The following is a 16,642-nucleotide window of genomic DNA, read 5'->3' on the forward strand; positions in this document are numbered from 1 at the left end:
GTGCATGAAAATCGTTTTGACATACCCGTAATCTACTGGTTTATAGGACCATATAATTGAGGAAGTGTTAGAATAAATGTTTTTGTTCTTTAAAAAGAATGATATAAGGGTATGTTTAACGAAATAAATATAAAAGTAGTATTTATAGAAATTCCTTATATATTAGGAGGAAAACATGAGCGCAATAACTGGTATTGTTCATCTTACTAATGAACCCGTATTAATTGAGCATGGAAGAAGGATAATGGATTGTTTATATAAATATCCTGCTAATGACATTGGAATTTTCCATAAAGAGAACACATTTTTTGGGTGTCATGCACAATGGATTACACCAGAAGCTATTGGTGAACAGTTACCTTACTATAATGAAACAGCAAAATTAGTGATTACAGCAGATGCAATTATTGATAATCGAAATGAACTATTTGATAGGTTGCAAGTAAATTATGACGAGAGAAAGGTAATACCTGATAGTAAATTAATTTTACTAGCTTATCAAAAGTGGGGAGAAGATTCTCCAAAATATTTAGTCGGTAATTTTGCTTTTATGATTTGGGATGAACGTAATCAAAAGTTATTTGGAGCTAGAGATTTTTCAGGAAGTCGAACCCTGTATTATTACTATGATAAGCAACGGGTTGTTTTTTGTACGACGATAAGCCCTTTGTTAGCATTACCTTATATACGAAGAGAATTAAACGAACAATGGATTGCTGAGTATTTAGCAATTTCAACAGTAGTTGATACGGTAGATACCTCAATAACACCCTATAAAAAAATAGAACAAATACCTCCAGCTCACAGCATTACAATTGACAGAGGTAAGATGAAGTTAACAAAATATTGTACTTTGGACTTGGACCAGAAGTTAAAGCTCAAGACAGATGAAGAGTATGTAGAAGCGTTTCAAGAAGTTTTTCAACAGGCTGTAACATCGTGTACACGTACTTATCGTCAAATTGGGGCTCATTTAAGTGGTGGACTAGATTCTGGCGCAGTTGTTAGTTTCGCTGTAAAGGCGTTAAGTACAGAAAATAAACAATTGCATACATTCAGCTATATTCCTTCGGATGATTTTGAAGATTATACTCCTAAGTCTTTAATGCCAGATGAAAGGGCTTTTATTCAATCGACCGTCCAATACGTAGGCGGAATTAAAGCGCATTTTTTAGATTTTAAAGAGAAAAACTCTTTCTCTGAAATTGATAGTCTATTAGAAATGATGGAGGTTCCATATAAATTTTTCGAAAATTCTTTTTGGTTGAAGGGGATGTATGAGAAAGGACAAGAAGAAAAAGTTGGGGTGCTTTTAAGTGGGGCAAGAGGTAATTTAAGTATATCTTGGGGAGCTGCCTTAGATTATTATGCAATTTTATTGAAAAGAATGAAATGGTTTCGTCTTATTTATGAATTACATCAGTACAGTAAAAATGCAGGTGGGGCTAGATTAAGAAGAATACCCGTTGTTGCAAGAGTAGCATTCCCATTTATTGATCGAATATTTCCGATGGGTGAACCGTATGAAATTCCATCATTCATTAATCAAGAATTTGCAAAGAGGACAGATGTTTTTAATAAACTCAAAAATTACGGATTAGATCAAAAGGGATGGTTTGCTACCACAAATATTTACGAACGGAGAATTAGACATTTTGAAGATGGTTTTCATTGGAACGCAACTAGTACATTAGGAAGTAAATTATCTTTATATTATTCGTTATGGACACGTGATCCTACTAATGACATACGTGTAATTCGTTTTTGTTTATCTGTTCCAGAGAAACAATTTGTTCAAAATGGGCTGGATCGAGCGCTTATTAGAAAATCTACTGAAAAGTATTTGCCAGATAAAGTTAGATTAAATCAAAGAGTTCGTGGTGTTCAAGGAGCCGATTGGCTTCATCGAATGATTCCGTATTGGGATATGGTAATAGAGGAGTTACAGCAGCTTAGTGAAGACGAAAGGATTTTAGAATTTATAGATGGCAAGATCATTAAGCGAGCGTTATCTGAAATTAGCAGAGATGTTCGACCAGAGTATGCAACTGATCCGAATTATAAGATATTAATGCGTTGTTTAATATTATATAGATTTATGAAAAAATTTTTTTGAAAGGAGGTGATAATATGAAAAAAGAATGGAAAACACCTGTATTAGAAGTGCTTGATGTGAATATGACAATGCTTGATCCGAAAAATGGAAGACATCTTGATCATACTTATGAGGCAGGAACAGATCGAGATGATTTAACTTGGAGTTAGGTGAAAAGAGTTTTTTATTGAGTGTACTTAGTTATTCGAATTTACTTAGATTTTATATGACCGGTTGTTTTTAAAAAACCCTTATATGAAAAAATATAAGGGTTTTTAACATAGAACTAAATAGGAGGTGAAAAGGATGCTAATAGCTCAGAAGGAAATGGTGTATCAAGCTTTTGGTTTGTCGGTTGTTAGTGATATTGCTCTACCAGAATTACCTTATGCGAATAATAAACTAGACAAAATAGATGTAGAAATAAAAATAGAAGATCTATCAAAAATTTGGTTTGACTTATCAGATAAACAAAGGACTTTTATAGTCGATGAAAACAGAGTTATGTTTCAGGTTCCTAATGTAGTAATTTTTTCGATACAAGGTGGAAAGACGATAACTGTTTCACCTTTGGAAAATTATGAAGAAGATATGATTCGACTTTGGATTCTTGGAACTTGTATGGGTGCAATACTAATGCAAAGAAAGATTTTTCCATTGCATGGTAGTGCAGTGGTGATTGACGGAAAAGCATATGCATTCATAGGAGATTCAGGTGCAGGAAAGTCTACATTAGCGTCAGGGTTTATAAAAGAAGGATATCAGTTTTTAAGTGATGATGTGATTGCAGTATCTTTTTCGCAAGACACATATGCGCCGATAGTTATCCCTTCTTATCCTCAACAGAAGTTATGGCAGGACAGTTTGACCAACTTTGGAATGGAAATAGGAGAGTATCAATCCATATGTGGTCGAGAGAAGAAATATAGTGTTCCAGTTACCTCTCAATACTTTAGTGAAATATTGCCTTTGGCAGGTATATTTGAATTGGTGAAAACGGAAAGTGAGGAAATAGAGGTCCAAAAAATTGAAAATCTGGAGCGTTTTTATGCTTTATTCCGGCATACTTTTCGCAACTTTCTTATTCATGATTTAGGGCTAACGGAATGGCACTTTAACAAATCTGCAGATATTTTAAGTAAAGTTAATATGTATCAGTTGTGTAGACCGATTTCTAGATTCAGTGCACCGAAACTAGTTGATGTCATAATAAATACTATAAACAAAGGAGAATGAGTGATTATGGAAAAACAAGGTATCTCATTAAATCAATTCATCACACAAGTTCAAGGGAATATAGTAAGCGATATGAACGGGGAGAAAGTAATGTTAAGTATACGGAATGGTAAATATTACAATTTAGGTGAGTTAGGAGGGGTTATATGGGGATTAATTGAGAAACCACTATCAGTTACTCAATTGATTAAGGAATTAACATTAGAATATGAGGTAGAACAATCAAAATGTGAGAAAGAAGTGGTATCTTATTTGGAGATTTTATTAGAGGAAGGGTTAATTGAGGTCAGTAAATAAGTTTAGTGTATTCTTTTATTTTCGAAAAGAAGTAGGAGGATATGGAAATGTTGAGAAAAGTAGGGGCTTTTATTTCATTAGATAGGAAGGTAATGTTTTTATTTGCAGAGGCATGTGTGTATTTAGGGTGGGCACGGATTTTAAAGATAATGCCATTCTCTAAAGTTTCATCGACCTTAGGTATTCATATGGAAGAAACACCTTTATGTTATATAGAATTTAATAAACCAATAATCGGGAGAGTTTCTGAGGCTATACAAATTATGAGTCAGCATACTTTATGGGACAGTATGTGTTTTGAGAAATCGATAGCCGCAATGAAAATGTTAGAGAGGCGACGAATAGAAAGTACTTTATATTTTGGAACTGCAAAGGATAAGGATGGAAAGTTGGTCGCTCATGCGTGGTTACGTAGTGGTCCTTTTTATATTACTGGAATGGAAAGTATGGATCAATTTACTGTTGTTAGTACATTTGCAAAGAAAATAGATGAGAAGAATCCGAAAAAAGGAGACTAAGATGCATAAGAGTTTCTGTCTAGACACAGATGATTTTTCTAAGGAGTTAAAATTGCTTTTGGAGATTTTGAAAATGGAAGATGGTGATGATGGATTTCAAAATCGAAGTGACTGGCTACTGGATATTGATTGGCATGAGTTTGTTGCACTTGCAATGCATCACCGTGTTTACCCAAGCATATATTCGAAATTAAAAGGCCTGGGAGAAGAAAGGATGCCTGATTATGTAGTGGAATTGTTGTACCAACAGTTTAAAAAGAATACTTTTCAAATGCTGTATTTGAGTGCTGAAATGGAGCGGCTAAGTAAAATATTTTTTGGAAATGAGATTCGTACACTTTTTTTAAAAGGGCCAATACTTGCGCATGATCTATATGGTGATATTTCTTTACGTACATCTTGTGATCTGGACATTCTTATTCCGATTCAACAGTTAGAAAAAGTGGAGAAACTCCTTGCGGAAGAAGGTTATGTGAAAGATGAGTACATTCAAACAATATTAAATGATTGGAAATGGAGACATCATCATGTAACATTTTTTCATCATCAGAAGCATATTAAAGTAGAAATTCATTGGAGATTACACCCTGGCCCTGGAAAAGAGCCGAATTTTGAAGAACTTTGGGAGAGGAAAAGGAAAAGTTCGCTGGTAAGTTATCCTGTTTATATGTTAGGAAGAGAGGATTTATTTTGGTTTCTTATTTCTCATGGAGCACGTCATGGTTGGTCTCGATTACGTTGGTTAGTTGATATCCATCAGATGTTAAAGCAAAATCTCAAATGGCCAGTTACTAAAAAGTTACTTAAAAAATATCAAAATGAGCATGTTGGAGGACAAGCATTAATTTTAGTTAGTGAGCTTTTAAATGCAACAACTACTGAGGAAATGATAGGATTGATGAATCGGAGTCGTACGAAGCGTTTAGCGCAAGGAGCATTGTTTTATTTGAAGCAAAAGATAAACTTGCATACACCCCCTGTTCCAGATGATGTAGCAGAATATCACAGTCGACATTTATTTTTGCTAATGTCAAATAGGCAAAGGGTTGTATTTACGATAAGTCATTTTTATCCCTATCCAATTGATGCAAAGACGTTACCGTTACCAAAGTCACTTCATTTTCTATATTTTCCTTTACGACCTATTTTATGTGCTTGGAGAAAAACGAAAAAATATGTATTCTCATAGGAGGATAAAAATTGAACTACCTCTTATATTTTATGAAAAAATTACATTCTTTTGCTGGGAGAAAATTATATATAAATTTATTAGGGATGACAGTAGTGAGTCTTTTGGAAGGGATGGGGATACTTTTATTGATTCCAATGATAAGTGTAAGTGGGATTGTAGACATGAAAAATGATTCGAGTTCCTTTATGGAGATGTTTAGTTTTTTTCATAATATCCCTGGAACAGTAAGTTTACTACTCATCTTAGGTATCTATATTTTTCTAGTAGTTTTTCAAGCGTTTCTACAACAACATTTGAGTCTTCAAAATATGAAGATTATTATTCGCTTTACAAATTATATAAGATTAGAAACGTATAGTTCTCTACTAAAAGTGAATTGGGAATTCTTTGTGAAAAAGAGAAAGTCTGATTTGATTAACTCTTTAACTGAAGAATTAGGAAGAATCATACAAGGGACAAATTTATGTTTTCAAATGTTAACCGCCTTAGTATTTACTTTCATCCAAATTGGTATTGCATTATGGCTCTCTACAACAATAACGATTTTCGTACTATTTGCGGGTCTAATACTTGCATTTTTGTTGAGAGGTTTTATAAAAAAGTTTAGAGATTTAGGAAATAAAAAGACAGAGATATCCAAAAGTTATCTTGCTGGTATTACAGATCATTTTAACGGAATTAAAGATATTAAGAGTAATACGCTAGAAGAGTCTAGGTATGAATGGTTATATTATTGGTGTCAAAAAATAGAGAGCGAGCAATTGGGGTTTATGAGATTGAAAAATAAATCACAACTTTTTTATAGAGCTGTATCATCTGTTTTAATAGCATTTCTCATTTTTATATCTGTTAAACTATTTCAATCGCAACCCACCCAATTACTATTAATCATTCTCATTTTTTCTAGACTGTGGCCGAGATTTATGACGATTCAGTCAAATTTAGAACAACTAGCTGCAAGTATTCCTGCTTTTAAGTCATTATGGGAGTTGCAAGAGGAATGTAAGGAAGCGATTGAAATACAGGATATACATCAGCACAAACAAATAAAGCCGATTTGTATTGAACAAGGTATTGAGTGTAAGGATGTTCACTTTCGTTATAATAAGCAAGAATCGTTATACGCACTTCAACATATTAATGTACAAATTCCAATAAATAGTATGACGGCCATTGTGGGGCATTCTGGTGCAGGAAAAAGTACATTAATTGATGTATTAATGGGATTAATCCAGCCAGAAAAAGGTCAAGTGTTAATAGATGGTACTCCACTTACAACTGATAATTTATTGTCATTAAGGCGGGCTATTAGTTATGTACCACAAGATCCTTTCTTATTTAATGCGAGCATAAGAGATAATTTATTGATGATTGAACCGAATGCAAGTGAGGAAGAAATTTGGGATGCATTAAGTTTTGCGGCCGCCGCTGAATTTGTACAAATGCTACCAAATGGGCTTGAAACAATGATTGGAGATCGTGGGGCGAGGCTTTCAGGTGGTGAACGTCAGCGACTTGTGCTAGCTCGGGCTATTTTAAGAAGGCCATCGATTTTAGTATTAGATGAAGCTACAAGTGCATTAGATACTGAAAATGAACTGAAAATCCAATCAGCAATAGAAAGATTGAAAGGAACAATGACAATTATTGTGATTGCGCATCGTTTATCTACTATACGCAATGCAGATCAAGTCATTGTCTTAGGAAAAGGTGAAATTGTCCAAAAAGGGGAATTTAATCAATTGGCTAAAGAGAGAAAAGGTGTATTTCGAAGTTTGTTAGGGTCACAAATGGAAGTTGGTTCTTAGAAGGGAAAGAGTGAATGAATTTTTGTATTCATACAGTTCGAATCGAATAAAAGCCCGAGTAATGGTCAGTTATAACAAGATCTTATTCGGGCTTTTATTTGTACGTTTTCTACATTTTGGGAGTAAATATAAATGAGTACCTTGCAATGAATAATACTAAGTGGTATATTATGGATGTAACAGGTACCGTGTATTGAACAGTACTGAAATGAGAAAGGGGGATTGACCTTGAACGTTCAGTTTAAAAAAGGTGTGTTAGAACTGTGTGTGTTGGCACTTGTGAAACGTAAGGATTGTTACGGCTATGAACTTGTTCAGCAAATCTCAAATAAATTTTTAATATCGGAAGGGTCAGTGTATCCTTTATTACGTCGCTTAACGAAAGAAGGGTATTTTCAAACGTATTTGAAAGAATCTACGGAGGGGCCGCCTCGTAAATATTATCAACTAACTGAGCAAGGGGAAACGCAACTGAATTTGTTAGTAACAGAGTGGCGTGATTTTGCAAAAGGCGTACAAGAAATTATTGAAGGGGTGGAATGGGATGAGTAAAGAGCAGTTCCTTAAAGAATTATCAAGTCATCTTAGAAAGTTACCGGAAGAAGAGAGGAAAGATATTTTATTTGATTATGAAGAGCATTTTCAGTTTGGGATAGAAGAAGGAAAAACTGAATCGGAAATAATAAAGGGCCTTGGCTCTCCGAAAGTAATTGCGAAAGACTTACTTGCTTTGTATCGCTTTGACGAAATGAAAAAAGACCCATCAACTACCAATATAACAAGGGCTGTTATGGCAGCGATTGGACTTAGTTTGTTTAATTTCATAATTGTATTAGGCCCGTTAGTTGCAATTATCGCTTTTATATTTTCTTTTTGGGTCGGTGGGATTGCTAGTGTAGTGACACCGTTTTTTGTTATTGCAAAAGTATTTATGGGTACTTTTATATGGTTGGATGTATTCGTTAGTATAACGTTTGTTGGAGTAGGTTTGTTGTTATGTATTATCGCTTATTATAGTACGAAGTGGTTTAAAAAGTTATGCGTACGTTATGTATTATGGAACTTCAAAATGATAAAAGGGGAGTAGATGATGAAAAAAATATTGTTAGTAGCAATCGCTTGTATCATTATTGGAGTAATAGGGATTTCACAAACGTATGAAAAAGCAGTACAAACTGCAGAAAAAGGAAACAAAGAAGACGTTATTAAAAACGAAACATTAAAAAATGTAGAAGTTAAGTTAGACGCTGGGGATATTGTTGTCCAAAAATCTCCCGACTCTTCTTTTTATGTAAAGCACACAGGAGATACACGTAAACAAGAGGTTCGTATTGCTGAAGATGGTGACACATTAAAAATTATTGGGGAAAGAGAAAAAGGTGCTTCATTTGATTTTTCTTTTTACAATTTCAAGTTTCAAACGTCTACATTGACTATATTTGTACCAGAACGTTCTTACCATGAGATAAAAGTAAATTCATCTGCTGGACAAATAGAAATAAGTGATGTGAAAAGTGATCGTGTAACTGTTGGGACACTCGCTGGAGAAGTGAATTTAAAACATGTCACAGCTAAGAGTGTGGAGGGATCTTCAAAAGCTGGTGAGGTGAACTTTAAAAAGGTAATCGGGAAGGTAATAGCGAAAACGGCCAGTGGGGAAGTGCATATTATGGATCATGATCCTAAGTATGATGTAGAGGCAAGTTCAACTGCTGGCGATGTAGATATTACCTTATTAGAAAAGCCGCAAGATGCAGTTATAACGGGGCAAAGCGCTGCTGGCGACGTGATGATTTTTAATGAAGAAAATAAAAATATAACGATTGGCAATGGTAGTAAAAAGATTAGCGGTAAAACAGCTGCTGGCGATGTGACGATTGAAATCCGTTCATAAGAAATAGAATATATGAAAATCTATCAAAATACAAAAAAGAAGATAATTACCGTATATAAATAAGGTAATTATCTTCTTTTATTATGCTTAATGTAAATCACGATATACGCCAATTACTTTTCCGATAACTGACACTTGTTTTAAAATGATAGGTTCTAATGAGGAGTTTTCCGGTTGTAGACGGAAATGGTCTTTTTCTTTATAGAAACGTTTAACAGTTGCTTCGTTATCTTCTGTTAAAGCGACTACAATTTCACCGTTGTATGCAGACTGTTGTTGGCGAACAACAACTAAATCCCCATCGAAAATACCAGCCTCAATCATACTATCTCCAGAAATACGTAACATAAACACTTGGTCTGCTCCAGCAACAATGCTAGCTGGAAGTGGGAAGTGATCTTCTACACTTTCAACTGCTGTAATCGGTAATCCAGCAGTAACTTTTCCGATAATTGGAACTTGAATAACAGATTGTGTTTCTGCATCCATTCGATCGTCACCTAAAATTTCAATTGCTCGTGGTTTTGTTGGATCGCGTCGAATATATCCTTTTTCTTCTAGTCGTGATAAATGTCCGTGCACTGTAGAACTAGAAGCGAGGCCGACTGCTTGACCAATTTCACGTACGGAAGGTGGATATCCTTTTTCTTGTACTTTTAGCTTAATAAAGTCGAGAATGTCTTGCTGGCGTTTCGTTAACTTTTCCATGTTTTCTAACACCTCGTTTTCTTTCATTTTTCTTATTAATAAGTATAACATGCGAAAAAACATTCTACAAACATAAGTTCGAACAAAAGGCGAATTTATGTTACACTGGAGGGAAATAATAGTGAGAAAGAGGGGTTCATAATGAATGCAATTATTTATGCGCGTGTAAGTACAACGAAAGAAGCGCAAGAAACGTCATTATTACGTCAAAAAGATGAATTATTGCATTTAGCTGAGCGCTATCAAATGAATGTTGCTAAGGTAATTGAAGAACAGGCTAGTGGGTATACGATTGAACGTGACGGTATATTAGAAGTGCTAGATACCATTCGAGACGAACAAATTGATGTGCTACTCATACAAGATGAAACGCGCCTTGGTAGGGGGAATGCAAAGATTGCATTAATGCACTGTTTACATAAAGAGGGAGTAAAAGTATATACGCATACGCATAATGGAGAATTAGAGCTCTCTGACTCTGATTCGATGGTATTAGATATTATTGGTATTGTTGAAGAGTATCAAAGAAAGATTCATAACTTGAAAATTAAACGTGGTATGCAACGTGCAGTAGAAAAAGGTTATCGTCCAGAAAATAATTTGAAGAATCGTCATTTAAGCGTAGGACGAGAGAAGAAAGAAGTGCCGATTGAGGAAATTGTACGTTTGCGCAAGAGTGAACTTACTTTCGAAGAAATTGCGGCAACGCTTCGCGGCTTTGGTCATAATGTTTCAAAAGCGACTGTACATCGTAGATATGTAGAGTATACAAAGCAATTGCTTGATAAAGAGGACTAACTATTGTATGATAATAATCAGTTTTGAGTAAAAGGGGGATTCGAGATGCAAAGTCACGAACTCATTGAACGCATTAACTTCTTAGCGAAAAAAGCAAAGGCTGAAGGCTTAACTGAAGAAGAACAACGTGAGCGCCAATCGCTACGTGAACAATATTTAAAAGGATTTCGTCAAAATATGTTAAACGAACTTAAAGGAATTAAAGTTGTTAACGAAGAAGGTACTGATGTTACACCGGCGAAATTAAAAGCTTTAAAAAAGCAAGATAATGCAAAATTAAACTAAAAGATGGGCGAAGCCCATCTTTTTTATTTATTATATCGGTTATTTAATAACTTTCCAGTTATTATTGGCTGATGCTTCTATCTTTTTGTGCTTCAATATATAGTTAGCGATAAGTTCAGACATATCTGTTGGTATGTCTTTTATTACGGGCTTATTTTGAAACATAAAGAAGTTTCCGCCGCCGCTTGCGCGATAATTATTCATAACGACGTCATATTCTTCATCCATATTAAGAGGAGCGCCTTTATACTGTAAAGATTCTACTCTCTCGCCAATAGGTTTGGAAATGTTTAATACGTACGAAATCCCTTCCCACATATCGTAATTATAGTGCTGTGGCTTCGGTTCTATGAAGGTAGGGTTTACGATGATAGTTCCATCTGCATGTAATGTGAAATAAGAAGCAGAAAGCTCAAGGGCGTTCTTTATATCTGCTCCAGTTATTCTAATTACTTTTAATGTATTTGGATAAATATAATTAGAAACGATGTCACGCATTGTTACATGACCAGGGAAACCTGGAGATGTATTATGGAATAAGCTTGTACAAGAAATAGAAACATTAGCTATATCCATCTGTATCTTATTTATGAATTCAATAAAAGGATGGTCTTGCAAACGAGTTTGCATAGCGTCTGAAATTTGCATATCCCCATAGATTAGTCCAATAGGTTGATCGAGCCAATTTTGTGTTTTCTCTTCATAATCGGTAACCAAGGAAAGCATATGTTGGTCCGCTGCAATTCCTCGCACGGGCAATAATTGTGAATAACTCTCTTTTTTTACCCATTTTTGTTCTGTTTTCTCGAATGTTACTGTTATTTTTCCGACGGAGTGTCCATTGCATCCGGTCTGTAAAACTGTTACACCATTTATTACGGTGTGAGCGATTTCCCGGTGTTGGTGGCCTGTTAGTAAAATATCTATGCCTTCAATTTCATGGCACATTGCATAACCTTGGTTTTCACCTGTTAAAACTTCAGTCGGTACCCCGGTTTGTAAATCGCGTTCAAATCCTCCATGATACGCTACGACTAGTAAATCTGGTTGCTCTTGTTCGCGAATGTAAGAAACCCATTTTTTTGTTGTTTCTAATGCATCTTCAAATTGTAAATCTTGAATGTGATGAGGTTGTTCCCAATTAGGAATGTAATGCGTTGTCATTCCTAAAATAGCGATTTTTATATTGGATTCAATATGTTTTATTATATATGGTTTCCCGAAATAAGGTTCTTTTCTGTTTGTATCTAAAATATTAGCTGATAGATACGGGAAGTTCGCAGTAGAAATAGCGTGGTTTAATACGTCCATTCCATAATTAAATTCATGATTCCCGATAACTGCAGCATCATAACGTAAATAGTTTGCTAATAAGGACATTGGATTTTTCTTATCTTTTGCATATGTAGCGTAATGATAAGTAAAGGGTGTTCCTTGTATGAAGTCACCGTTATCAATTAAAAGAACGTTTCTGTTTTCGGAACGTTCTTTTTTTATAAGAGTAGAAATTTTAGCTAAACCAATTTCAGCTTTGGAGTTATCTTGGTAGTGAATTGGATACACAGTACCGTGTATATCACTTGTTAATAAGATGTTTAAAGTTACAGTTTGATTTTGATTCAATATCATTCACCTTTTCTATTGTTATCTACTAGTTAAGCATATCAAATATATGAAGAGAATTTTAATGAGAATGTATAGAATGTGTAAAGATTCTGTAAATAAGCAATTATTAATAAAAATGTGTGATATATTTCTTCATGTTTACGGAAGGTAATTTATAACAACAAAAATGGAGGCTTTAATATGTTGAAAAAAGTTTTTGCAATGAGCACGACAGTTGTACTGGCGGCGGGATTATTAAGTGGCTGTGGAACGAAGGAATCTAGTGCAAGTAAAACTGAAGATACGAAAAAAGGTTATGTACCGAAGACGTTAAATGTACAATTTGTTCCTTCTCAAAATGCAGATACGTTAGAGGCGAAGGCGAAACCATTGGAAAAGCTATTAAGTGATAAATTAAATATCCCGGTAAAAGTTAGTATTTCAACGAATTACAATACAATTGTAGAAGCGATGGCATCTAAGCAAGTAGATGTAGGCTTTTTACCACCAACAGCATATGTGCTAGCACATGAGAAAAAGGCTGCAAACGTAATTTTACAAGCACAACGTTTTGGGGTGGATGATGAAACCGGAGCTCCTACAAAGGATTTAGTAGACTTTTATAAATCTGAGTTTGTAGTTAAGAAAGATTCAAATATTAATAGTGTAAAAGATTTAAAAGGTAAAAAAATTGGTTATCAAGATGTAACGTCATCAGCGGGATACGTATGGCCTGCGGCTGTATTGTTAAAAGAGGGTGTTGATCCGTTAAAGGATGTGAAACCTGTTACATTAAAAGGTCACGATCAGTCGCTTATTGCTCTTTTAAATGGTGATGTAGATGCAGCGGTTGTATTCCAAGATGCTCGTAATATTGTGAAAAAAGATTATCCGAATATATTTGATCAAACGAAAATAGTGAAATTTACAGAGAAAATTCCGAACGATACGATTTCGGTACGCTCTGATTTAGATGAAGAGTGGAGCAAGAAATTACAGGATGCTTTCATTGAAATAGGAAAGAATGAGGAAGGTCACAAAATCATTAAAGAAGTATATTCACATGAAGGCTATGTTAAATCTGATGATAGTAAATTTGATATCGTTCGTGAATATGGAAAGAAAGTAAAAACGCAATAATACATATGGAAATGGCGGCTAACTGGAAGGATTTATTTTCAGTTAGTTTGCCGTTTTGAATACATAGAAGGTAGGTAAGATGTGTGATAGAGTTTCGAAATGTTTCCAAAGTGTATCCGAATGGTACAAAAGGATTGAATAATATAAACTTGAACATTCAAAAAGGCGAGTTTGTTGTAATGGTAGGGCTGTCTGGGGCTGGAAAGTCTACACTTCTAAGATCGGTAAACCGCCTTCATGAGATTACAGAAGGCGAAATTATGATTGAAGGTGAGTCTATTACTGCAGCGAAAGGAAAAGGATTACGCCGCATGCGCCGAGATATTGGTATGATCTTTCAAAATTTTAATCTTGTAAAGCGATCAACGGTATTGAAGAATGTATTAGCGGGGCGTGTTGGGTATCATTCGACACTGCGTACAACGTTAGGGCTATTTCCAAAAGAAGATTTGGAGCTTGCCTTTCAATCGTTAAAAAGGGTGAATATTTTAGAAAAAGCATATGCGCGAGCTGATGAATTATCAGGAGGACAACAGCAACGTGTATCGATTGCTAGAGCGTTGGCGCAAGAAGCGAAAATCATATTGGCAGATGAACCTGTTGCGTCGTTAGATCCGCTAACAACAAAGCAAGTGTTAGATGATTTGAAAAAAATTAATGAAGATTTTGGGATTACAACAATTGTAAACTTACATTCTATTGATTTAGCTAGGCAATATGCGACACGCATTATTGGATTACATGCAGGCGAAATTGTTTTTGATGGATCAGTAGAAGAAGCAACGGATGAAAAATTTGCTGAAATTTATGGAGACGTAGCGCAGAAAAGTGAATTATTAGAGGTGGCAGTTAAATGAATGACGTGACGATATATTCGAAATCGATACCGAAGCCGCCGAGTAAGTTGAAACATATGTTAACGGCTATTCTAGTCATTTTACTGTTGTGGGGAAGTAGTGTACAGGTCGACGCATCATTTTCAAAACTAGTAGTTGGTTTTCCTAATATGATTGATTTGTTAAAAGAGATGGTGCCGCCTGATTGGAGTTATTTTCAAGTTATTACAACAGCGATGTTAGATACAATACGTATGGCGATTATTGGGACGACTTTAGGAGCGATTTTAGCTATTCCACTGGCACTATTTGCGGCAAGTAATGTGTTTACTAGTACATTTTTGTACGGTCCAGCTCGATTGGTTTTAAATTTTATCCGAACGATACCAGATTTATTATTAGCGGCAATTTTCGTAGCTATTTTTGGAATAGGACCACTTCCAGGTATTTTGGCTCTTACTTTTTTCTCAATTGGGCTCGTGGCGAAATTGTTGTATGAGTCAATTGAATCGATTGATTCAGGTCCATTAGAAGCGATGACAGCAGTAGGAGCAAATAAAGTGCAATGGATTGTGTATGGGGTAATTCCGCAAGTGAAAGCACATTTTGTCTCCTATGTTCTTTATACATTTGAGGTAAACGTACGTGCAGCAGCTGTTTTAGGTTTAGTAGGGGCAGGCGGTATTGGATTATATTATGACCGTACACTTGGGTTTTTACAATATCAACAAACCGCATCTATTATTATCTATACCCTTGTTGTTGTATTGTTAATTGATTATGTAAGTACATTGTTGCGGGAGAAATTATAATGAGTAAAACGACGTTAATCGTACCAAAACCGAAGAAACCGAGTATGTATCGCTGGTTTATTTTTATAGCACTTGCATTTGTTTATGTATGGGCTTTTTCAGGAGTCCCGTTAGAGGGAATCAAAGATACGGCAGGAGAAATTACAAAAGCAATTATGACAGGTGTATTGAATCCAGATTGGTCGTATGTATCTTTGCCAGATGGTGAAGATTTATTACATGGTTTAATTGATACGTTGGCAATTGCGATATTAGGTACATTTATTTCTGCCTTTTTATCTGTTCCATTTGCTTTTTGGGCTGCAACGAATATGAGCAGTGGAAAATTAACTGCAGGAACTGGGAAGTTTGTACTTAGTTTTGTTCGTACATTTCCGGAATTAGTTATGGCGCTTTTATTTATAAAAGCTGTTGGACCAGGCTCTTTTGCTGGAGTTCTAGCTTTAGGGTTACACTCTATTGGGATGTTAGGAAAACTATATTCAGAAGGAATTGAAAATATAGATAAGGGACCGACGGAAGCGTTAATAGCGACAGGCGCAAATCGCTTCCAAATACTTTGGTATGCGGTATTACCACAAGTATTACCGGATTTTCTATCGTATACGTTATACAGGTTCGAAATTAATGTACGATCCGCTGCTATTTTAGGTGTTATTGGAGCAGGTGGGATTGGTACGCCTCTAATTTTTGCACTGAGTTCACGCAATTGGTCTCGTGTGGGTATTATTTTATTAGGCATCATTTTAATGGTAATTATCATTGATTTTATTTCAAGTTCGATACGGAAGAAAATTGTATAATTTATTTTAAGCACCTATAAAAGGTGCTTTTTTATATAATAAGAATAATAAATGTGAGCAATAGGGGGGATAATTTGGCTTTACAGCATGAGTTTGTATTTGTTTCGAATGAAAAAAAGGATTGGATTTTATAGATATAGATTGGATTGAACGTTGTTTTCTATATAAAGAAGAGGCAACGATAGATGAGTATGTTGTATTAAGTGATGAGCTAATCGTATATCTATTAGATTTTACTCATTGGATTCCGACCTACTATCCAGCGAAAAGAGCAGAAGGATTTGGAATTCACTATTATGGTATTACGAAAATAGAACAGCAAGGGGCAGTGATAGCAGAACAGTTATTTTGTTCGCTAGTTAGCATGTTTTCTTTAGCGCCAGAAACAATCGAATTGACAGGACAGTTTCAATGGGAAAATGATAAAAATACGGATGGAGAATATGAAAGATACGTATTTGATCGAGATAAATTATGCTAAGATTTACAGTCGGTTATTTATTTGCTTCGTAGAGTGAAAAATGGGGAAGGATATATTTTGCAGTATGGAATTTGAAAATGATGAATGAATATACAGATAATTCCCTTTCTTTTTAAAATAAAAACAATGAAAAA

At 35.0% G+C, this 16,642-nt stretch carries 18 protein-coding genes and 1 pseudogene; 17 read left to right on the forward strand and 2 right to left on the reverse strand.

Annotated elements, in window-relative coordinates:
• Nucleotides 1–175 precede the first annotated feature (175 nt).
• From MR115_RS14645 to MR115_RS14690, 10 genes are all read left to right on the forward strand, one after another.
• Complete coding sequence (locus tag MR115_RS14645; RefSeq protein ID WP_242241783.1) at nt 176–2,116, forward strand: lasso peptide isopeptide bond-forming cyclase; 1,941 nt, start codon at nt 176–178, stop codon at nt 2,114–2,116.
• A gap of 14 nt (nt 2,117–2,130) precedes the next feature.
• A complete protein-coding gene (locus tag MR115_RS14650; protein WP_113936916.1) occupies nt 2,131–2,265 on the forward strand; it encodes a paeninodin family lasso peptide in 135 nt (44 codons plus the stop codon).
• A 136-nt stretch (nt 2,266–2,401) separates the two neighbouring features.
• The gene (locus MR115_RS14655) at nt 2,402–3,331 is read left to right on the forward strand and encodes a phosphoenolpyruvate carboxykinase (ATP) (RefSeq protein WP_242241784.1); all 930 of its coding nucleotides are present in this window, start codon (nt 2,402–2,404) and stop codon (nt 3,329–3,331) included.
• On the forward strand, nt 3,332–3,628 hold the full coding sequence (locus MR115_RS14660) for a lasso peptide biosynthesis PqqD family chaperone (RefSeq protein WP_242241785.1): 297 nt from the start codon (nt 3,332–3,334) through the stop codon (nt 3,626–3,628).
• A gap of 41 nt (nt 3,629–3,669) precedes the next feature.
• The gene (locus MR115_RS14665) at nt 3,670–4,146 is read left to right on the forward strand and encodes a lasso peptide biosynthesis B2 protein (RefSeq protein ID WP_163096819.1); all 477 of its coding nucleotides are present in this window, start codon (nt 3,670–3,672) and stop codon (nt 4,144–4,146) included.
• A gap of 1 nt (nt 4,147) precedes the next feature.
• Nucleotides 4,148–5,335 carry a nucleotidyltransferase domain-containing protein gene (locus MR115_RS14670; protein WP_242241786.1) on the forward strand — a complete coding sequence of 396 codons (1,188 nt, stop codon included), beginning with the start codon at nt 4,148–4,150 and terminating at the stop codon, nt 5,333–5,335.
• Nucleotides 5,336–5,346: 11 nt separating this feature from the next.
• Nucleotides 5,347–7,146 (forward strand): ABC transporter ATP-binding protein, encoded by a 1,800-nt coding sequence (locus MR115_RS14675; RefSeq protein ID WP_242241787.1) that lies wholly within the window; start codon nt 5,347–5,349, stop codon nt 7,144–7,146.
• 228 nt (nt 7,147–7,374) lie between these two features.
• Complete coding sequence (locus MR115_RS14680; RefSeq protein ID WP_001102620.1) at nt 7,375–7,698, forward strand: PadR family transcriptional regulator; 324 nt, start codon at nt 7,375–7,377, stop codon at nt 7,696–7,698.
• Complete coding sequence (locus MR115_RS14685; RefSeq protein WP_097819647.1) at nt 7,691–8,233, forward strand: DUF1700 domain-containing protein; 543 nt, start codon at nt 7,691–7,693, stop codon at nt 8,231–8,233. The genes MR115_RS14680 and MR115_RS14685 overlap by 8 nt, the downstream gene beginning before the upstream one ends.
• Complete coding sequence (locus tag MR115_RS14690) at nt 8,234–9,040, forward strand: DUF4097 family beta strand repeat-containing protein (RefSeq protein WP_242241788.1); 807 nt, start codon at nt 8,234–8,236, stop codon at nt 9,038–9,040. It begins immediately after the preceding gene.
• An 87-nt stretch (nt 9,041–9,127) separates the two neighbouring features.
• On the opposite strand, the gene lexA is transcribed toward MR115_RS14690, so the two are convergent.
• Nucleotides 9,128–9,748: a transcriptional repressor LexA gene (gene lexA / locus MR115_RS14695; protein WP_016086752.1), complete on the reverse strand. Its 621-nt coding sequence runs from the start codon at nt 9,746–9,748 to the stop codon at nt 9,128–9,130.
• Between the two features lie 141 nt (nt 9,749–9,889).
• Here lexA and MR115_RS14700 point away from each other — a divergent pair, with 141 nt between their 5' ends.
• Together MR115_RS14700 and MR115_RS14705 are read left to right on the forward strand one after the other, a co-directional pair.
• A complete protein-coding gene (locus tag MR115_RS14700; protein WP_242241789.1) occupies nt 9,890–10,546 on the forward strand; it encodes a YneB family resolvase-like protein in 657 nt (218 codons plus the stop codon).
• A 45-nt stretch (nt 10,547–10,591) separates the two neighbouring features.
• A complete protein-coding gene (locus MR115_RS14705) occupies nt 10,592–10,831 on the forward strand; it encodes a DUF896 domain-containing protein (protein WP_001190582.1) in 240 nt (79 codons plus the stop codon).
• A 39-nt stretch (nt 10,832–10,870) separates the two neighbouring features.
• On the opposite strand, the gene MR115_RS14710 is transcribed toward MR115_RS14705, so the two are convergent.
• Nucleotides 10,871–12,454 (reverse strand): bifunctional metallophosphatase/5'-nucleotidase, encoded by a 1,584-nt coding sequence (locus tag MR115_RS14710; RefSeq protein ID WP_242241790.1) that lies wholly within the window; start codon nt 12,452–12,454, stop codon nt 10,871–10,873.
• A 183-nt stretch (nt 12,455–12,637) separates the two neighbouring features.
• Here MR115_RS14710 and MR115_RS14715 point away from each other — a divergent pair, with 183 nt between their 5' ends.
• The 5 genes and pseudogenes from MR115_RS14715 to MR115_RS14735 all read left to right on the forward strand — a co-directional run bounded on the left by MR115_RS14715 (nt 12,638) and on the right by MR115_RS14735 (nt 16,583).
• Nucleotides 12,638–13,576, forward strand: a complete 939-nt coding sequence (locus MR115_RS14715) for a phosphate/phosphite/phosphonate ABC transporter substrate-binding protein (RefSeq protein ID WP_000915073.1) — start codon at nt 12,638–12,640, stop codon at nt 13,574–13,576.
• 83 nt (nt 13,577–13,659) lie between these two features.
• Nucleotides 13,660–14,433, forward strand: a complete 774-nt coding sequence (gene phnC, locus MR115_RS14720) for a phosphonate ABC transporter ATP-binding protein (RefSeq protein ID WP_061677974.1) — start codon at nt 13,660–13,662, stop codon at nt 14,431–14,433.
• The gene (gene phnE, locus MR115_RS14725; RefSeq protein WP_073515966.1) at nt 14,430–15,224 is read left to right on the forward strand and encodes a phosphonate ABC transporter, permease protein PhnE; all 795 of its coding nucleotides are present in this window, start codon (nt 14,430–14,432) and stop codon (nt 15,222–15,224) included. The genes phnC and phnE (MR115_RS14725) overlap by 4 nt, the downstream gene beginning before the upstream one ends.
• A complete protein-coding gene (phnE, locus tag MR115_RS14730) occupies nt 15,224–16,027 on the forward strand; it encodes a phosphonate ABC transporter, permease protein PhnE (protein ID WP_242241791.1) in 804 nt (267 codons plus the stop codon). The genes phnE (MR115_RS14725) and phnE (MR115_RS14730) overlap by 1 nt, the downstream gene beginning before the upstream one ends.
• A 74-nt stretch (nt 16,028–16,101) precedes the next feature.
• Nucleotides 16,102–16,583: pseudogene (locus MR115_RS14735) on the forward strand (coproporphyrinogen III oxidase).
• Nucleotides 16,584–16,642: the final 59 nt, after the last annotated feature.

This window comes from Bacillus cereus group sp. BfR-BA-01309 (assembly GCF_022664315.1).
GTDB classification, from domain to species: domain Bacteria; phylum Bacillota; class Bacilli; order Bacillales; family Bacillaceae_G; genus Bacillus_A; species Bacillus_A mobilis.